The organism is Ignavibacteriales bacterium, assembly GCA_015709675.1.
In the GTDB taxonomy this organism is placed as follows: Bacteria; Bacteroidota; Ignavibacteria; order Ignavibacteriales; family Ignavibacteriaceae; genus H2-BAC3.
On the sequence record CP054182.1, the window covers coordinates 3469912 to 3488707 of the forward strand.

17 protein-coding genes and 1 tRNA gene are annotated in these 18796 nt (G+C 45.3%); 1 reads left to right on the top strand and 17 read right to left on the bottom strand.

What is annotated here, in order from left to right; all coding sequences use genetic code 11:
• Positions 1-5: 5 nt before the first annotated feature.
• The 17 genes from ftsA to HRU80_13655 all read right to left on the bottom strand — a co-directional run bounded on the left by ftsA (position 6) and on the right by HRU80_13655 (position 17506).
• Entirely contained in the window at positions 6-1304 is a 1299-nt protein-coding gene (gene ftsA / locus HRU80_13575; GenBank protein QOJ29845.1) for a cell division protein FtsA, read from the bottom strand.
• Positions 1301-2065, bottom strand: coding sequence for a hypothetical protein (locus HRU80_13580; protein ID QOJ29846.1), 765 nt, complete (start codon positions 2063-2065; stop codon positions 1301-1303). Before HRU80_13580 ends, ftsA begins: the two co-directional genes overlap by 4 nt.
• Positions 2062-3438 (bottom strand): UDP-N-acetylmuramate--L-alanine ligase, encoded by a 1377-nt coding sequence (locus HRU80_13585; protein QOJ29847.1) that lies wholly within the window; start codon positions 3436-3438, stop codon positions 2062-2064. Before HRU80_13585 ends, HRU80_13580 begins: the two co-directional genes overlap by 4 nt.
• Positions 3431-4528, bottom strand: coding sequence for an undecaprenyldiphospho-muramoylpentapeptide beta-N-acetylglucosaminyltransferase (gene murG / locus HRU80_13590; GenBank protein QOJ29848.1), 1098 nt, complete (start codon positions 4526-4528; stop codon positions 3431-3433). Before murG ends, HRU80_13585 begins: the two co-directional genes overlap by 8 nt.
• Entirely contained in the window at positions 4525-5658 is a 1134-nt protein-coding gene (locus HRU80_13595) for an FtsW/RodA/SpoVE family cell cycle protein (protein QOJ29849.1), read from the bottom strand. The genes murG and HRU80_13595 overlap by 4 nt, the downstream gene beginning before the upstream one ends.
• The gene (gene murD / locus HRU80_13600) at positions 5655-7004 is read right to left on the bottom strand and encodes a UDP-N-acetylmuramoyl-L-alanine--D-glutamate ligase (protein ID QOJ29850.1); all 1350 of its coding nucleotides are present in this window, start codon (positions 7002-7004) and stop codon (positions 5655-5657) included. The genes HRU80_13595 and murD overlap by 4 nt, the downstream gene beginning before the upstream one ends.
• The gene (locus tag HRU80_13605) at positions 7004-8113 is read right to left on the bottom strand and encodes a phospho-N-acetylmuramoyl-pentapeptide-transferase (GenBank protein ID QOJ29851.1); all 1110 of its coding nucleotides are present in this window, start codon (positions 8111-8113) and stop codon (positions 7004-7006) included. Before HRU80_13605 ends, murD begins: the two co-directional genes overlap by 1 nt.
• A complete protein-coding gene (locus tag HRU80_13610; GenBank protein QOJ29852.1) occupies positions 8114-9508 on the bottom strand; it encodes a UDP-N-acetylmuramoyl-tripeptide--D-alanyl-D-alanine ligase in 1395 nt (464 codons plus the stop codon).
• Entirely contained in the window at positions 9501-10970 is a 1470-nt protein-coding gene (locus tag HRU80_13615; GenBank protein ID QOJ29853.1) for a UDP-N-acetylmuramoyl-L-alanyl-D-glutamate--2,6-diaminopimelate ligase, read from the bottom strand. The genes HRU80_13610 and HRU80_13615 overlap by 8 nt, the downstream gene beginning before the upstream one ends.
• Positions 10970-12979, bottom strand: coding sequence for a transpeptidase family protein (locus tag HRU80_13620; GenBank protein QOJ29854.1), 2010 nt, complete (start codon positions 12977-12979; stop codon positions 10970-10972). Before HRU80_13620 ends, HRU80_13615 begins: the two co-directional genes overlap by 1 nt.
• Positions 12972-13262 carry a hypothetical protein gene (locus HRU80_13625; GenBank protein ID QOJ29855.1) on the bottom strand — a complete coding sequence of 97 codons (291 nt, stop codon included), beginning with the start codon at positions 13260-13262 and terminating at the stop codon, positions 12972-12974. Before HRU80_13625 ends, HRU80_13620 begins: the two co-directional genes overlap by 8 nt.
• Entirely contained in the window at positions 13255-14184 is a 930-nt protein-coding gene (rsmH, locus tag HRU80_13630; GenBank protein QOJ29856.1) for a 16S rRNA (cytosine(1402)-N(4))-methyltransferase RsmH, read from the bottom strand. The genes HRU80_13625 and rsmH overlap by 8 nt, the downstream gene beginning before the upstream one ends.
• 1 nt (position 14185) lies before the next feature.
• Positions 14186-14626 carry a division/cell wall cluster transcriptional repressor MraZ gene (mraZ, locus tag HRU80_13635; GenBank protein ID QOJ29857.1) on the bottom strand — a complete coding sequence of 147 codons (441 nt, stop codon included), beginning with the start codon at positions 14624-14626 and terminating at the stop codon, positions 14186-14188.
• A 307-nt stretch (positions 14627-14933) separates the two neighbouring features.
• The gene (locus tag HRU80_13640; GenBank protein ID QOJ30558.1) at positions 14934-16142 is read right to left on the bottom strand and encodes an RsmB/NOP family class I SAM-dependent RNA methyltransferase; all 1209 of its coding nucleotides are present in this window, start codon (positions 16140-16142) and stop codon (positions 14934-14936) included.
• An 80-nt stretch (positions 16143-16222) separates the two neighbouring features.
• A tRNA-Thr gene (locus tag HRU80_13645) sits at positions 16223-16294 on the bottom strand.
• Between the two features lie 208 nt (positions 16295-16502).
• Entirely contained in the window at positions 16503-17204 is a 702-nt protein-coding gene (locus HRU80_13650; protein ID QOJ30559.1) for a tetratricopeptide repeat protein, read from the bottom strand.
• On the bottom strand, positions 17201-17506 hold the full coding sequence (locus HRU80_13655; protein QOJ29858.1) for an integration host factor subunit beta: 306 nt from the start codon (positions 17504-17506) through the stop codon (positions 17201-17203). The genes HRU80_13650 and HRU80_13655 overlap by 4 nt, the downstream gene beginning before the upstream one ends.
• 711 nt (positions 17507-18217) lie before the next feature.
• Between HRU80_13655 and HRU80_13660 the strand changes: the two genes are divergently transcribed.
• A complete protein-coding gene (locus tag HRU80_13660; protein QOJ29859.1) occupies positions 18218-18796 on the top strand; it encodes a hypothetical protein in 579 nt (192 codons plus the stop codon).

An 18796-nucleotide genomic window follows, 5' to 3' on the forward strand; every position in this document is an offset into this window, starting at 1 on the left:
ACCTCCTAGAAGTTTTTAAAAAAATCAATGATGTTGGATATAACTCCCTTTCCGCTGTTTTTCTTCGAAGCGGCTGGAGTCGGTTTTTCCGGAGCAGTTTCGGGCTGAGCCGGAGTTTCTTTTTTCTCAGGGATCTCATAAGGAACAGATGCTGAACCTTCTTTACCGGGTGTGCCGCGCAGAAGCCCGAGCACAGTAGCAAATTCCGGTTTTTCCAGTTCGGGAAAATTCTTTGTTAATGACTGAAGCGGTACTCCCAGACGTGCTGGCAGTGAAAATACGGTGAACGCAAGATCAGTTGCACCTTTTAGCATTGAGCCGCCGCCGGTAAGAATGATGCCCGCGCGAATTTTATTCTTGTGGCCTGAGCTGCGTATATCTATTTCAATGAGCTCAAACAGCTCTTTCATTCTTGAACCGACAATCTGTGTCAGAAGACTGAGAGGAATATGCGTGGATCCTCTTGCTCCCACACCCTTAATCAGAATATCTTCGTCATGCACGAATGCTGACTCAGTAGCATAGCCATATTTTCTCTTTAAGTCCTCGGCTTCATCCGTAACCACACCAAGCGCTTCGCGTATATCATTAGTAACAAGGTTACCGGCAATACCGAAGACTTTTGAATACTTAATCGTATTGTGATGAACGATTGCTATATCAGTGGTTCCTCCGCCGATATCAATCAGAAGTACTCCAAGATCAGCTTCATTATCTTCAAGTACTGACTGCGCTGAGGCGATTGGCTGGAGAATCAGATCACTTACCTGCAGACCAGCTTTCTCAACTACCTTTTTCAGATTAGTGACAGCTGAGTTCCCTGCAAGAACTATATAGTTCAGTGCTTCCAGTTTAATACCAGTCATCCCGATCGGATCATCAATACCGTTTTGATCATCAACGATAAATTCCTCCTGAATGATATGCAGGATTTGTTTTTCCGGCGGAAGTTTGATAAGCCGGACGTCTTTATCAAGACGGACAAGATCATCCTCAGTTACTTCATGTTCTGCATTAGTAATGGTTACATAATTCCTGTGCCGCAGGCTTGATATATGCTCGCCTGCAACTCCCACATTAACGGTACGGATTTTAATGCCAGCTCTGGTCTCTGCAATCTCCACGGCCTCACGTATTGCGTCCACAGTCCTGCCGACGTTCATTATCATTCCTTTGGTCATCCCCTCAGATTTCGCCGTTCCGTAGCCGAGTACTGTGTACTGATCGTTTCCGGTCTTCTCAGCTATTACCACACATACTTTTGTGGTGCCCAGATCAAGAGCTGCTACAATATTCTTTGTCATATATTTGTCTCCTCCCGGTTATGGGTGGTAATGTATACTTTTTTTCCGAATCTCATGTCTATATAATTACTGTTGCTCAGTAATGCCGTAAAATCTTTATTTTTTTGCATGCTTGAAGCAGCCGCTAACGCATCAGGGAGCAAGTGCATTTGTGTCCGAATATAACCGCTGATACCGGCAAACATGAGCAGAACCTCTTTATCCTTTCTGAAAACAACTTCTGAGAGTTTGACTCCCGGTGTCTTTACTGAAGGATGAAGAACAACGCTGCTGACAAGCCGTGCAACGGAATCTGTAACAGCCATTTTCCTGCCGGAAGAAGCAGTAAAGGAAATACCGCTTATCATGGGAAAATCCGTGTATTGCAGATTTTCTCTTACCGGAAGCACCTCACCTGCTGCGGTTAATAAGCCATAAGTTTCCTTATCTCTCATCAATGCAATGATATCCTTTTCATGCAGCTTCACCTTCAGGATGTTTTTCTGGGTGAGAATTACATCCGCCTGTTCTATATAAGGATGTCTTTCAAGTAAAGCTTTCAGCTCATACGGGCTTTTTTCTTCAAAGTTTTTTCTGGTCTGCAGCCCTGACTGCGCAAGATATTCCCTTGCGGAGAGATATATATTATTGCCGAGCTGTACCTCCTGAATACGTTCATCCGGCTTTTCCATAAGTAGATGAGCCATCAGTCCTGTTATGCCTGCTATCACGAGCACCAGGAATGATACCTTGAGTATCTGGTACACTTTCTGCTTCTTCATTTGTTCTCTTTAAGCAGATTGATGAAAGACTCACCAAATTTCCAGATATCCCCTGCTCCCATGGTAACAACGATATCACCCGCCACGGTTATTTCTTTCAGCAGCGCTGGCACTTCCTTTTTATCTTTGATATAGATTACGTTCTTATGGCCAAATCTGCGGGCTGCATCAGCAATCAATTCTCCGCTGACTCCCTCAATGGGTTCTTCACGGGCGGGATATACGTCTGTGCAGATAAATACGTCCGTATTAAGGAATGATCTGCCAAACTCCTCGTAAAAATCTCTGGTGCGGCTGTAAAGATGGGGCTGAAATACAGCAACCAGACGGCGGTCCCATCCGCTTCTGACTCCGGAAAGTGTTGCTGAAGTTTCCGTCGGGTGATGTGCGTAGTCATCAACCACCATGATCTCTTTATCATACTTCACTTCGAACCTCCGGTATACTCCGGTGAACTTCTCCAAAGCTTTTTTGATCGTCTCAAAAGGAATGCCAAGTTCAAGCGCGATACAGACTGCAACCAATGAATTCTTAACATTATGAACGCCCGGGATTTTTAATTCAATTCTTCCCAGATCCTTGCCAAGAAATTTAACGGTAAATTCACTCTTATTGGCAGTGTGAATAATATTAACAGCGCGTAAATCCGCCTGTGCCGTCAGACCGTATGTATATACCTTTTTATTAATCTGCGGTATAATCTCTTGCAGGGCCGGTTCATCAAGGCAGAGAACCACAAATCCGTAGAATGGAACTTTGTTGGCAAATTCGATGAATGCTGACTTGATATCTTCAAGGTCTTTGTAGGTATCAAGATGTTCTTTTTCAAGCGTGGTAATCGCTGCAATAGTCGGAGTAAGGCGCAGGAATGTTCTGTCAAACTCATCTGCTTCCACGACAATATATTCGCCGTTGCCAAGACGTGCATTCGTGCCGCCGAGTCCTGAGAGTTTACCGCCGACGATAATTGTAGGATCAATTCCTCCCTCTGTCAGAACAATACCGGTCATTGATGTGGTTGTGGTCTTACCATGAGTTCCTGCAATACCTATGCCGTATTTCATCCGCATGCACTCGGCAAGCATTTCGGCCCGTTTGATAACAGGTATTTTTCTTCTCCGGGCTTCAGAAACTTCCGGATTATCTTCTGTAACGGCTGAAGAATAAACTAACACATCAACATCTTCAACATTTTCAGTTTTATGACCTTCGTAGATTTTCATTCCGAGAGACTCAAGCCGGTGCGTGATTTCAGTTAACGCTCTGTCTGACCCGGAAATGGTAAATCCCTGATTAAGCAGTATTTCAGCCATCCCGCTCATGCCGATGCCGCCGATACCGACAAAATGAATTTTTTTGATATTCTTAAACATGTTCTGATTTTCTTTTTCTGTAAAGTGAGATCACTGATTCAGCAACAATCCGTGCTGCATCAGGTCTTGCAAATTTCTTTATATTGGTGCTCAGCTCATTTCGCAGAGAAGCATCCGTAAGCAGTCTCTTAAATTCATCAGCAAGCCTGTTTTCAGCTTCTGATTCCCTTATCATCACCGCCGCACCTTTTTCCTGCAACGCGCGTGCATTACCGGTCTGGTGATCATTCGCCACATTCGGAGAAGGAATAAGGATTGCCGGCAGACCATAATAAGCAAGCTCGGATATCGTCGTGGCACCTGCACGGCAGATGGCCAGATCAGCAGCAGCATAATAGATATCCATTTGGTCTATAAAGGGCTTTACCTCTGCTCTTTCCGAGGCATAGTTTTTATATGTTTCAAAATCATTTTTACCGGTCTGCCAGATTGTATATACAACTGACTCTTCGAAAATTTCCTTACACGCGGCTATTTTTCTGTTCATTGATCCGGCGCCAAGGCTTCCGCCAAGGATCAGAAGAACCTGGTTATCCGCAGGTATTCCCAGTTTGGTGCGTGCTTCCGCTTTTGACATCTGGTTCTCTGATTTGCGCACGGGATTTCCTGTAACAACCGCATTTTTACGGTTGGAGATATACGCAGCTGAATCTTCATAATTAAGATGAATTTTCTCAGCATATCTCTGAAGCAGTTTTGTCGCAAGTCCCGGCACACTGTTCTGCTCCAGCAGTATCAGGGGAACTCCAAGCCACCGTGCTGCAAGCAGCGGGGTTACTGATACATATCCGCCTGAACCGACTGCAATATCGGGTGATATCCTTTTTACCAATTTTCTTGCCTTTAGCAGCGTTGAGGCAAATTCAAAAAGATAAAGAATCAGTTTAACAATATTCTTTCTTGGCATTCCGCTGGACATCAGAGGTTCAAATCTGTATCCATGCTGAGGAACAACAGTGCTTTCAATTCTGTGAGGAGTACCTACAAACACGATTTCCGTATCTGCGTTCATCTGTTTTAATTCACCTGCTACTGCAAGCGCAGGGAAAAGATGACCGCCGGTTCCACCTCCTGAAAACAGCACTTTCATTCAGATGCCTCCGGTAAAACCGCTGTATCACTTGGACCGGCCTCAGCAGCTCTTTCATTCGTTGAGGCGATATTTATCAGGATGCCAAATGCTGTACACATTGATAACATTGATGCGCCCCCCTGACTGATAAATGGCAGAGGGAGTCCGGTTGTCGGAAGCTTTCCGGTTGCAACCAGAATATTTACAAACGCATACAGGATGAATGAAAATGACACACCAAAGGCCAGATATTTACCGAATAAATTATTTGTATCCTTTGCAACTTTCATTCCGGCAAGAAAGAGTAACAGATAGAGCACAACAATCAGCACCGTTATCAGGAAGCCCCATTCTTCGCCGATTATGCTGAAAATAAAATCACCCCACGCCTCTGGCAGAAAGTGATTGCTCATATTGCTCTTCCCTGCACCCAGTCCGAATATACCGCCGCTTCCTATTCCGATGATTGACTGCTGTATCTGAAATCCTGTCTCACCGCTCCCTGACATCCTGTTATAAAAATCAATGATGCGGTCTTTGCCATGGCTTGTTGCAAATGCTCCTGCTGCAGCAGTGGTTAAAAGAACAAAACCTGTCAGAATAAGTTTGCTGAAGCGCAGTTTTGATATATACAGCAGCCCGAGTCCGATCAGGATAAACATGATGCTGTTGCTCACGTTCGGAAGCCTGAAGATAATTGCCGCGGAAAGAATCAGCCAAAACAGCGGAAATACCTGGCCTTTCTTAAAATCATTTACCAGTTCCTCCTGCTTTGCAAGCATAGACGAAATATGTACGATAAATGCAAGCCGGGCAAACTCAATCGGCTGAACAGAAAATCCCATCAACGGCAGCGATCTTTTGGCACCTTTAACTTCTGATGCAAAAAAGAAAAGCGCAATGACGCCTATAAGCGAAAGAATCAGGCCAAAGATGCTGAATTTCCGCAGTGTTTCATAATGCAGATTGGCAAACAGAATCATAAGGGCAATGCCGATCAGCGCGAATACTGCCTGCTTCGTTAACATAAAAAATGAGTCACCGTATACTTTGGCACTGAATGCAAAACTTGCACTCAGCATCGGCAGCATTCCGAATGCAATCAGCAGTACCACAAGAATGAAAATCAGGCGTGAAAGTTTTTTCATAAACTCAGTTCTTTCACGGTTTCTTTGAAAACTCTGCCCCGGTGCTCATAATTTTCAAACATATCAAAACTTGCACAGGCAGGAGAAAGCAGCACGGTATCTCCCTCTTTCCCCTCTTCAATACCCGCTGCAATACACTCTGCAAGATCTTTTTTATATACCACCGGAATTTTTCCTTCAAAATAACCGGTTATCTTCTGAGCAGAAGATCCAATCGCATAAATCTTTTTTACATTTCCCATGAGGGGGAAAAGTTCATCATAGTTATTCCCTTTATCCTGTCCGCCAAGAATCAGAATAACAGGTGTTGAAAAACTCTTCAGCGCAACTTTTACGGAATCAATATTTGTTGCTTTTGAATCATTCACAAATTCAATTCCCTTAATCTTTCCAGCGGGCTCAAGACGGTGTTCAACCGCCTCAAAACTGTAAAGTCCTTGTGAGAGTTTTTCATTTTCAATACCCGCGAATTTTGCTGCAATTATCACTGCCGCTGCGTTCTGCCAGTTATGAGCGCCTTTAATTCTGAGCTGCGCCGTATCTGCAGTAAATTCTGCTTTCGAACCGTTAACATATACCAGTTTTCCCATCCGCAAATAAACGCCGTCGGTAACCGGCTCAGTCATGGAAAAAACAAACTGCCTTGCCTTTGTTTGCACCGGATACTCACTGAAAACCGGGTCATTGGCATTCAGAATAAGGATATCCCCCTGCTGCTGATTCATCGTAATTCTGTGTTTCGAACTGATATATTCAGCAAAGTTATTATTATAACGGTTCAGATGATCCGGGGTTATATTCAGAATCATAGCGGCAGCAGGTCTGAACTCAGTAATAGTATCAAGCTGAAAACTTGATACTTCAAGCGCAACAAAACCATCCTCCGGAACATCCGCCGCAATTTCGGAAAAAGCGAATCCAATATTGCCTGCAGCAAAGCAGACTCTGCCCGACTGGCTTATCACATGATGCAGCAGCGAGGTAGTGGTTGTTTTTCCGTTCGTTCCGGTTACCGCAAGGATAGTACCTTTGCAGAACCATGACGCGAACTCTATCTCACTGATAAATGGTATTCCTTTTGCTGTCAGCTCTTTAAGCACAGGTGCGTTTGAGGGAACCCCGGGACTCACAATTACCAGTTCCGATTTATATATCCTGTCGCTGTGTCCTCCGGTCTCATATGCAATGCCAAGCTCTGAAAGCGGTTTCAGAAAATCAGTGAGCTTCTCAGCCGGATTCATATCAGTAACAAACGGCACTGCCCCGAATCTCCGGGCAAGTTTAGCCGCTCCAACACCGCTGCGGACCGCGCCGATAATTCCGATATGTTTTCCTCTGATTTCCATTATCTTATCTTAAATGATACCAGTGTAATAATTGCAAAAATGATTCCGACGATATAAAACCGGGTTACAATTTTTGGCTCAGGCCAGCCAAGCTGTTCAAAATGATGATGAATCGGAGCCATCTTAAAAACTCTCCGTCCCTCACCATATTTTTTCTTTGTATACTTGAAATACAAACGCTGAATAATCACCGACAGCGTCTCAATAAAAAAAACCGCGCCAAGTATCGGTATAAACAGTTCTTTTTTGATTAGTACTGCCATAATACCGAATGCACCGCCCAATGCCAGTGAGCCGGTATCCCCCATAAATACCTGTGCGGGATAGGAATTATACCACAGAAACCCGAGTCCTGCACCCGCAAGTGCAGCCACATAAATTGTCAGTTCGCCTGAGCCGGGTAAATACATGATGTTAAGATATTTGGAGTATATCGCGTTGCCGCTTACATAGCAAAGAACAGCAAGAGCAAGCATCACAATCGTTATAAGTCCTATCGCCAGTCCGTCCAGTCCGTCAGTAAGATTAACCGCATTCGATGTTGCAGTAACAATAAATATCACCGCGGGGATATACAGGATGCCAAGATCCAGATTCACATTCTTAAGAAAGGGCATAGTGGTCATCGTATTATAACCGCTGAAATCCCCTGACAGGTAAATGGTTACTCCAACGATCAGCCCGATACCTACCTGACCAAGCAGCTTATATCTTGCAATAAGCCCGTTAGGGAGCTTTTTGATTACTTTCAGATAATCATCCAGGAATCCCACACCGAAAAGCCAGAGCGTACCAAGCAGAATCAGCCACATATATACATTCAGAATATCTCCCCAGAGCACGGCGGGAACTACTCCTGAAAGAATAATAATGATGCCTCCCATGGTAGGAGTTCCAGCCTTTGACCAGTGATTTTTTGGTCCATCCGCCTTTTTCGCTTCTCCTATCTGATGTTTCTGCAGATATCCGATAATCTTCGGTCCCAGCCAGAAACTGATAATAAGCGCTGTAATTGCTGCCATTGCTGATCTGAACGTAATAAACCTGAACAGATCAAATCCCGGCGGATTATACGTCTTATTGAGGTATTCAAATAAATAGTAAAGCAATTATGCTCCTGTTACAGGATTAATGAACTGTTCCATACGCATACCGCGGGAACCTTTGAATAAGTATAATGCCTTCTCCGACCTGATACTCTTCAGATATGAGCTGAGCATCTCTCCATTATCGAAATAAATAATATTCTTCTTTTTATCCTGAATCACCTTAAACAGATGTCTCATCTGTTCACCGGTGAGAATTACTTCATCAATAGCCAGTTTCCTGATTACCGGAGCAAGCGCGGTATGAAGTTTCACTGATTGTTCTCCCAGTTCAAACATATCACCAAGAACTGCTATTTTCTTTGCTCCGGATTCCATGCTGCTTAGTAGTCTCAGTGCTGCCTGCATTGAATTTGGATTGGCATTGTAGGTATCATCAATGATAACTGTATTGCCGGTTTTAATAAGTTCAAGCCGAGAACGTGCCGGCTTCACTTTTCTCATCCCTCTCAGGATATACGCTTCTGGCAGTCCTGCACTGTGCGCAAGTGCTGCGGCAGCAAGTATATTGCCAAGACTGTGTTCCCCAAGAAGCGGCATGGTAAATTCCGCTTTCAACTTTTTGCCGGTTATCTTTGCCTGACTAAAAAATCCTTTTTTCTGCTTCAGCATTCTGCCGGTATATGCAGCTTTTCCAGAAGTGCTGAATGTTACGGCATCTTTATATTTTTTTACAAGACCTTTCAGCAGGGCATCGTCAAGATTTAAGAATACCTTTCCTCCTCTTGCTGCGGTAAAGGTAAATATCGCCTCTTTTTCTTTTAGCACACCTCTCCGGTTTTTCAGATATTCAAGATGGCTGTCACCAATCACGGTTATAAGAGCAAGATCGGGCTGCGCGATTGAGGCAGTATATGGAATCTCGCCGAAGTGATTTGTGCCGAGTTCCAGCACCAGCATCTGTGTCGCAGCGTCACACCGGAATATGGTAAGCGGAACTCCGATATGATTATTGTCATTTGCTCTCGTGCTCACAGTTCTGAATCTGGTTCCCAGAAGTGTGCTCAGTATATCTTTCGTAGTAGTCTTGCCATTGCTTCCGGTAATTGCGATCACTGTCGCGGAAAGTTTGTTTCTTCTGATACGGGCAAGAGAACCTAAAAACGCAGTTGTGTTGTCAGTAACAATGTATCTCGCACTGCTTTCTGGCGCGGCATTCAGATTATAGTTCCTGTCAACCGCGATATATGCGGCACCTTTGGCAATCGCATCCTGAATGAAGGTATGACCATCATGTTTTTCACCTCGCAGTGCTATATAAAGCGACCCAGCCGTCAGAGTTCTGGTGTCAATTGAAACAGTATCAATGCTGTATTCATCTGCCGGTGAAACAAGTTCCGTTCCGGTTATATTGAGTATTTCTTTTCCGTAGATCCGGATATCTGTTTTCTTAGCCATTTCCCAGTGCTTTCTTTACTTCTTCAGTATCAGAAAAGTGAAACTTTTCTTTTCCCACAGTCTGGGTCGCCTCGTGTCCTTTACCTGCTACGAGAATAATGCTCCCGTCCGGTGCATTTCCGATTGCGTCCCTGATTGCTTCTCTTCTGTCCTGAATGATTTTATAGTTGTTCGTGTTTATTCCTTTCGCAATATCAGAAATGATTGCATCAGGATCTTCCAATCTTGGGTTATCATTGGTCAGTATCACCTGCCGGCTCAACTCTGATGCTATGGCACCCATCAGCGGACGCTTTCCTTTATCTCTGTTGCCTCCGCAGCCGAATACGGTATAGATACTGCTTCCGGGCGCAATCTCATGAATGTTCTTCAGCGTCTTTTCAAGACTGTCCGGGGTATGTGCATAGTCAACAATTACCGTTTTTCCGGAGCCGGTATATACCTCAAAACGGCCTGGCACCTGGGGCACTTCTTTCAGAGCCGCAATGATATCTTCCGGTTTTACTCCCTGCTGATGCGCGGCAGCAAATGCAGCAGCTGCATTGTATGCATTAAACTCTCCTTTAAGTCCAGTTGCAAGCTGAAATGTATCATTTCCGTGTGAGAGTTCAAATGCAGTACCGGTCAGCGAGCAGTTTACAGAATCTATACGGTAATCAGCTTCCGGATTCCGGCCGTAGGAAATTCTTCTGGCGCGGGTGTCTTCAACTATGCTTTCGCCGAATTCGTCATCAGTATTATATACCGCTATATCTGATTCATGCAGCAGGTCAAACAGTTTCTTCTTTGCCTGGAAGTAACTTTCCATATCACCGTGATAGTCAAGATGATCCTGGCTCAGATTGGTAAATACTGCACATCTGAAATGAAGCGCTGAAACACGCTCCATGGCAAGCGCGTGAGAAGAAACTTCCATTACCGCGCTGCTGCAGCCGTTTGTATTCATCTCAAAAAGCATCATGCTCAGGTCGGATGATTCCGGTGTGGTCAATTGCGACTGCACGGTTTTACTGCCATTATACGTTTCAATGGTACCGATCAATCCGGTCTTTTTACCGGCTTTCTCAAAGATGGTTTTAAGAATATAGGTAACAGTTGTTTTTCCGTTTGTCCCTGTAACACCAGTAAGTGCAAGTTTCTCTGAAGGATTCTTGTACAGATGATGAGCTCCCTCAGCAAGGGCATGCCGGGAATTAGCAACCACAATCTTCGCTGTTTTTGAATGCAGATAAATCTCATCGGGTATTGCATTGGCATCTTCAACAATCACCGCTATAGCACCCCTGCTTATCGCTTCAGTTATATATTTATGTCCGTCTGAAGATTCCCCCTTTATGGCCACGAATACACTGTTCGCCTGAACCTTGCGTGAGTCATACCAGATTGAAGAGACGTCTTTCCGCTGTACCTCTCCGGTGACAGAAAGCACCCTGAGACCATTCAGAAAATCGGTTAACTGCATCAGTTTTCCTCCGTAAAATGATGCGATCCGCCAAGCACAACCATATCACCCGGTTTCACTCTGCTTTCGGGAGCTACACTCTGGCTTACGATTCTGCCATGGCCGTTTACCTTAAAACGCAGCTTCATTTCACCGCAGATATCCAGAGCTTCCCGGATTGAGAGCCCGGTCAGATCCGGCATGATGGTTTTTCTTACGGTTATTTTTCCCGCTTCTTTCATCGGTATATATTCAGATGGGGTAATTTCATTCTTAGCAAATGAAAACTGTACCGTCTCATCCTGCTTCGGCTCTGGAGCACTGTTTCCCCTGAGGAGCTCAGGCCGTTTCTCAATAATTTTGAGAGCAATTTCACGGAACAGAGGAGCAGCCAGTTCACCGCCGGTATACAAACCTTTTCCGGCCGATTCAGCAACAACCAGCACGATGTACTCGGGGTTTTCAGCTGGGAAAAATCCCACGAATGATGAGTTATATCTCTCTTTCGTGTATTTCCCGTCAATAATGCTTCTTGATGTTCCGGTTTTGCCCCCGATACTGATGCCTTCAATTGCCGCTTTTTTGCCTGTACCGTTATCAACAGCCCTGACAAGCAGGCCCCTCATCAGTTCTGAGGTTCTGGCTGTATATACCTTTCTGATTTCTTTTGCCGGATACTCCTCGTAAACACTGCCGTCCGGATTCAGTACCGATTTTACCAGCCGCGGTTCAAAGAGTACTCCGCCATTGATGATGGCTGCGTAGGCAGTGATCAGCTGAATGGGTGATACACCAATCTCATAACCGTAGGAGAGTGATGATTTGCTCAGCTTACTCCATGAAGCCGGACTTGCAAGGCGTCCTTTGGTCTCAGCCGGCAGCTGTATATTCGTCTTGCTGCCGAACCCGAGTTTTCTCAGGTCATCATAAAACTCCTCATCAGTAATCCGCTGCACCAGTTTCATGGTTCCCACATTGCTGGATTTTGCCAGAACATCGCTTACCGAAAGCATAGGATAAGGATGAACATCGCGGATTACCACCCCTTTAAACGGAGAATAGACACCGTTATCAGTGTCTATTATCTCGGTGAAACTCGTGAGCTTTCCCCGGTCAATAAGCGAGGCAAACGTTATTCCTTTGAAGGTTGATCCGGGTTCGTATATATCAGTGACGCCGCTGTTTTTTCTCACCCTCGTTTCACTGCTGCTGTAGTGATTCGGGTCATAACCTCCCGAGTTGGCAAATGCCAGTACTTCCCCCGTCCGGGGATCCATGATGATAACCGTTGCTTTGAGAGACTTTGTCTTTTCATCAGCGAGGATATCTTCGATCGGTTTTTGTATCCCCTGATCTATTGTCAGCACAACACTTTTACCCTGTACCGGAGGAATCGTCATTTCCTCAATAAGCGATGCAATGCTTCCGGAACGGTTTTTCCTTACTGACTGAACACCCTCAACACCGGCTAAAGTCTTTTCGAAAGAATATTCAATTCCGTCTCTTCCTTTCAGGGTTTTGCGGTCAACATAACCCAGCACATGAGAGGCCAGGTTTCCGTAATGATATATACGGGTTGGCTCATAGGAAACCTTCAGAGCGCTGATATCCAGATTCTTGAGTGCGAGTACGGTGCTGCCCGTAATTTTTTTCTCAAGAACTGCTTCATATCTGCCCGGCTTCATTTTTGCGTAATAATAAGCTGTATCCTTACCGGTGACCTTGCTTACTTTTCTTATAATATCCTGAATGGTTTTTTTGGTAAGTCCGCGGAAATTAAAGTTAACGGTATAATCGGCGCTGTTATAAACGAGCAGATTGCCATCACGGTCATAGATCAGTCCCCGCTCAGGCTTTACCGGAACTGTTCCAAACTGCTGGCGCTTAGCTTCAAATAGATACTTTTCATGATTGGTAATCTGCAGATCAACCAGGGTGAGAACGATCCAGACGAACAGTCCGCCGACCGCCGCGATGGTCACTCTGATCTTAAGCGTTTCCGGAGAAATGCTTTTAAACCAATCACTCACTTTTCTGATCATTCTGTACGATTATTGTTCCTAATGTGTCACTGTTTTTTATCATGCCGAGCCTGCTCATGGCAAAAGGCACCACTGAATCTTCAACGGTAATTGACTGATAATATCCTGTCAGTTTCAGGTTTTTATTACGGGCGATGTTAATCGCTTCTTCAATCTTAAGCGCGTCAGAGTCTTTTTTATCAACCGACCGTTCAAGTGCCGCTTTCAGCAGAACCAGTCCAATCACCAGAATAACTGATACGATAAGATGTACACGGAATGCCTTACTCACCGGTTCTCTCCGCGCATCTGAGCTTCGCGCTGCGTGCTCTGGGGTTTTCTTTTATCTCTTCTTCAGCCGGAAGCAGTCCTTTTTTGGTAACCGGTTTCAGCCGAGGCTTTTTTCCGCAGGTGCAAATGGGGAACGACGGAGGACAAATACAGCCTTTTGCTTCCTCACGGATAAATTCTTTTACGATCCGGTCCTCCAGCGAGTGATACGTCAGAATCACGATTCTGCCCCCCGGTTTCAGCAGGTTAACCGCTTTTTTCAGGAAGCGTTCAAGATTGCCCAGTTCATCATTGATATATATTCTGAGCGCCTGAAACACCCGTGATAATGTTTTATTCAGAAAATTCGGCGGAGTGATTTTCCTGATAATGCCTGCGAGATCTTCTGTTGAGCGGAGTTCTTTTATTGTGCGGTGCTGCACAATTTCGCGCGCAATTCTTCGTGAATTCTTTTCCTCACCATAGCGGTAAAGGATATCCGCGATCTGCTCTGCGTCCATCGTTTTCAGAAGGTCAGCAGCAGTCAGAGGCAGCGTTTTATCAAGCCGGAGGTCAAGCGGGCCGTTCATCCGGTAAGAAAATCCGGCTTCCGCGGCGTCCAGCTGATAGGAAGAAACGCCAAGGTCTGCAAATACACCGTTCAGGGTCTCCACTCCCTCAATCCGTGTTACTGAATCAATTTTTTCAAAATTCATTTTATACCCTCTCACCCGGGTATCACCGCTGAACGCCTCTGAGCAGTAAGCAAACGCGGTGTCATCAGTATCTGTATATATCAGTACCGCGTCCTTCCCAAGCCTGCTCTGAAACTCCCGTAAATGCCCCCCGAATCCTGCTGTTCCGTCAAAGTAACTCCCGTCCGGATCAGTTATCAGGTAGTCTGCACATTCCTTGAGCATTACCGGTCTGTGCTGCTCTCCCATATTATGATTTCAATACCTGCTCTATCAGATCATCGTATGCCACGGCAGAACTTCTTTCATACTCGGCATACACCTCAGGGTCCCAGAATTCAATTTTTTCAATCGTTCCCATAATCAGGATTTCGTCTTTTATCCGGGCATGCTCCAGGAGAAATTTGGGTACAATAATTCTTGACTGCCCGTCCATCTCCTCCTCATCTGCATTGTGAGAAAGATACCTGAGCACCCGGTTGTCATTTTGATTATATTCGTTAAGCGTTTTTAATTTTGCTACAATTTTATTGTTCCAGATATCACGCGGATAGACAGAGATGCACGAATTGCTCCCCCTGGTCAAAATCAGGGTGTTTTCGGCATCAGGAGAGATAACCTTCCGGAGTTTTGCCGGAATTGCTACCCGCCCTTTGGCGTCTATCGTATGTCTGTATGTACCTTGGAACATTTCTCCACTTTATGGGAATTTATGGGTAAATCCCCCACCACAAAATAACTCAAATATCTTCCAAAAGTCAAGAAAAAAGAATTTTTTCTGATTTTTTTATTTTGGTGCTCCTTTTCAGGGTAAAGTGGGGCCCGGGTGGGGAAAGTTTTTAGGGGTTTTGTTTCACACGTTGGTGGGGAAATTTCCCAAATCCCCTTTTCTGCCCAAAAATGGTGGGGCAAAGTGGCGGAAAATTTTTATAAAAACCGGTTTCAGCGTGAAACCGGTGTTACAATTCTTTGGCTGTTACTGAAAAGTCGTAGTTATTTCACTCAGAAGTAAGTTTACACATATAGAAGCCATCAAAGCCCGTTATGCTTGTCTTCACTTTCTTCTCTGTCAGAATGCGGAATTTTGGATTGTTCAGTAAGAATTTTTCAGTCTGCCGTTCATTTTCATCAGGAAAGACTGAACAGGTGGAATATACGAGAACTCCTCCCGGCTTCACCATAGCAGCATAATCATGCAGAATTTTCTCCTGAAGGGAAATCAGTTCATCTATCCGCTCCCTGGTCAGTTTCCATTTTGCGTCAGGATTTCTTCTGAATACTCCTGATCCGGAGCAGGGCACATCAAGAAGCACTTTATCGGCAGATCCGGAAAGCCTTTTGATTACCTTGGTAGAATCAATCAGCTTGGTTTCTATAATATCCACCCCGTTTCTTCTTCCCCTCTTTTTCAGTTCATCAAGTTTCCACTGCACTGTATCCATCGAAATGATTTTCCCTTTATTTTTCATCAGAGCGGCAATGTGCAGCGATTTTCCTCCGCCCCCCGCGCAGGCATCAATTACCCTCTCCCCCGGCTTAGGGTCAAGAAAAATCGAAATCAGCTGCGATCCCCCGTCCTGCACTTCAAACATACCCTTTTTAAATGATTCAGTCCGGAATACATTCCCCCGTTCTTTCAGTTTAAGCAAATCAGAAAGGGCTTCATTTCCTGTGTATATATCCGATTCAATCCCTTCCGCCAGCAGTGCTTTTGCCGCGTCCTCCCTCGCGCACTTCAGAGTATTCACCCTGAGAAATACCTCTGCCGGTGTGTGCTGGCTTTTCATTTCCTCATCCCAGGCTTCACCGAGCTGCTCTGTACCGTATTCATCCAGCCAGTCAGGCAGGGAGTATATATACTTTCGTTTGTGGACAGTTGCAAGGCGGTCAGAGCAGCGGCTGATCCAGTCCTGATCCTCAATCAGGGGCTGGGCATCAACCTTGCGGCTCAGAAAACTTGTCTGCACCAGTTTACGGAGTGCAGCATCGCTGAAGTCATTTTCATCCCTTCCGGCAGCGAAAGAATAGAGCCGGAAATTACGGATGATATCATATACAGCTTCAGCAACAAACCTGCGGTCCCGCACGCCGTATTTTTTATTCAGCTTAAATGAACGTTCAAGAGCAATATCGGCGAGATGATTCTGCTGAAAGATTTCTCTGAGAACCGAATAAACAGAAACGAGGAGATTCGGAAAGATTTTAATCATGATGTTATAGTGAAAATTTATGCTTATTTCATCCAAACAAAAAAGCCCCAAACTGGGGCATTTTGAGGCATTTTCAGAGCCGACTATGGGAGTTGAACCCACGACCTATTCATTACGAGTGAATTGCTCTACCACTGAGCTAAGTCGGCTTAAAGAATTCCGTATGAATAAACCGTACCGTATATACCGCGCCTTCCTGATCAGAAGGCACGGTATATTTTCAGCAATGGTTATCTTACTCTCTTCTTATGACGGTTCTTTCTCAGGCGTTTTTTGCGCTTGTGAGTTGCCATTTTATGGCGTTTTCTTTTTTTGCCGCAGGGCATCTGGATTGTCTCCTTTGATTAAATAAAACTGTTAGTGAGATTCTAATAATGACTGTGCTTTTTTACCAGCTTCGGTTGTGGGTCCAAGCGCAACAGCTTTCCGCAGCCATTCCTTGGATGTTTCCGTATCACCTTTAGCCAGGTTTACAATCCCGAGATTCAGATGACCGATCTGATGTTTCGGATCAATTTTTACTGCTTCCCTCATAATCTGGTCAGCTTTCACGTAATCCTGTTTTTCGAAATAACAGACAGCCATGTCAATCATTACGTCCGGAACTCCCGGATGCGTTTTCAGATAGGAATCATAGGTCTGAATTGCTTCGTCAAACATTCTGGAATCCATCAGCGCGTGAGCAAGTTCAAGCTCCGCCTGATGATCCTGAGGATTGGCTTTGATTCTGTCTCTCAGAGAATTTATCTTCTGCAATGAGTTCAGGTCAACTGAGGAGTTTTGCGTATTTCCTGCCGGCGGCGGCGTTACATTAGCAGCCGGGGAGGATGCAGTGTCAAAAACACCTCCAGCATAAAGCATAATGACAACAACCACAATTAATCCTCCGAAAATCATCAGTATCTGATTCGGGGAAATATGGTCAGAGCTTTGTTTTGAAGCCGGTTTAGTGCTCTTTTTATCTGACTGATTTTTATGAGATTGTAAATCCGCTCCGCAGTTTGAGCAGAAATTTGAATTATCTTTTAATTTAATACCACATTCAGGACATGCCCTCATGAATTCTCCTGCAGTTTGTCTTTCATTCCTTCAGCCACAGCGTTTTTAAAGTCTTTCGAAAACTTAAATACCGGAACAAAATGTTCGGGAATTTGAACCTGAGCCCCGGTAATCGGATTTCTGGCGTTTCGTGCGTTCTTTTTCTTAACTTTAAAAGAGCCGAATCCTCTGATCTCAATTCCTTCTCCGGATTTCATGGCAGCAATAACGCTCTTGAAGAAACCTTCAATGACTGCTTCCGTATCAATTTTCGTGATTCCGGTGCCCTGGGCAACTATTTCTATTAAATCAGCTTTCCTCATCAGGAACTCAGAGATTTTCTCGTAAATTATTAAAAAACAAGAAGTTAAGTTAGCAATCTGCCAAGAAATAACCAAGAAATTCTGTTATCGGGGCCTATCATCCGCTTGATTTGCCTGCGCTCCCTGACCTTTAATCCTGCAAAACCGAAATAACCTTGCAGCATAGGTTGGCCCCCGAGCGGAGCCGAGGGCGGTCCCAGCGCTTGTCCCGACGCAGTCGGGAGAGTCGAGGGGGTCCCAGCGCTTGCCCCGCCGCAGCCGAGGGGGGCCCAGCGCTTGTCCCGACGCAGTCGGGGGAGTCGAGGGGGTCCCAGCGCTTGTCCCGACGCAGCATAGGTTGGCCCCCGAGCGGAGTCGAGGGGGTCCCAGCGCTTGCCCCGACGCAGTCGGGGAAGCCGAGGGCGGTCCCCGAGCGGAGTCGAGGGTGGTCCCCGAGCGGAGCCGAGGGTGGTCCCCGAGCGGAGCCGAGGGTGGTCCCCGAGCGGAGCCGAGGGTGGTCCCCGAGCGGAGCCGAGGGGGGAACTTCTACACTATTGAGACCCTATACCATCATATATATTTTGTATCATTTTGATAAACTGAACACCGCATTGTTTAATTTTGGTATATTCTATCTGATAAATATTTGTTTTTTGACGAATTCTGAGGCTTTTCTAAATGGTACAGGATTTGAATAACAGTAATAACAGTATTTAAGACAATTTCAGATTAATGGATTTTTTCACTCTTATAAAAGTTACCGCTGTCGGCTTCACCGCGCTGATGGTATTCGTGATGACTGTCTCCTGGCTTCTTTCAAAGTTCAGGAAAAAGAAGGTTCATTATGGCAGCAATAAACCTCTGAAAAAACCTGGCTCCAAAACCAGAGCTCAGGCAACCCCTTACAGCAACAGTCCGGCACCTGCGTCGCCCTCTCCTGCTCCTGCAGCAAGACAACCGCAGCCGGCAATGCAGGTTAAAGTTCCTGATCATATGCTTGTTCAGCGCCCGGTTATGCAGATATATAATCAGCAGGCACAGATGGCTAAACAGAGGACGATTGAGACTGTATATAATGTGAGAAGCTATATCCCGATGAATCCTCCCCGTGAACGATTCCAGATAATAAATGCACAGCAGCCCGAACTTCGTAAAATGCAGATAGATGATGCACGGGCAGGCCAGCGCCCCTCTTATGTCCCGCGTCCGGTAAGACCTCAGCAGGGTATTTCCCCGTCAGGCTCCGGGCTTCTTAAGAATTACGCTTCAGGTAAAGACCGACTGAACAAACTTAACTTCGCGCTGGTATAA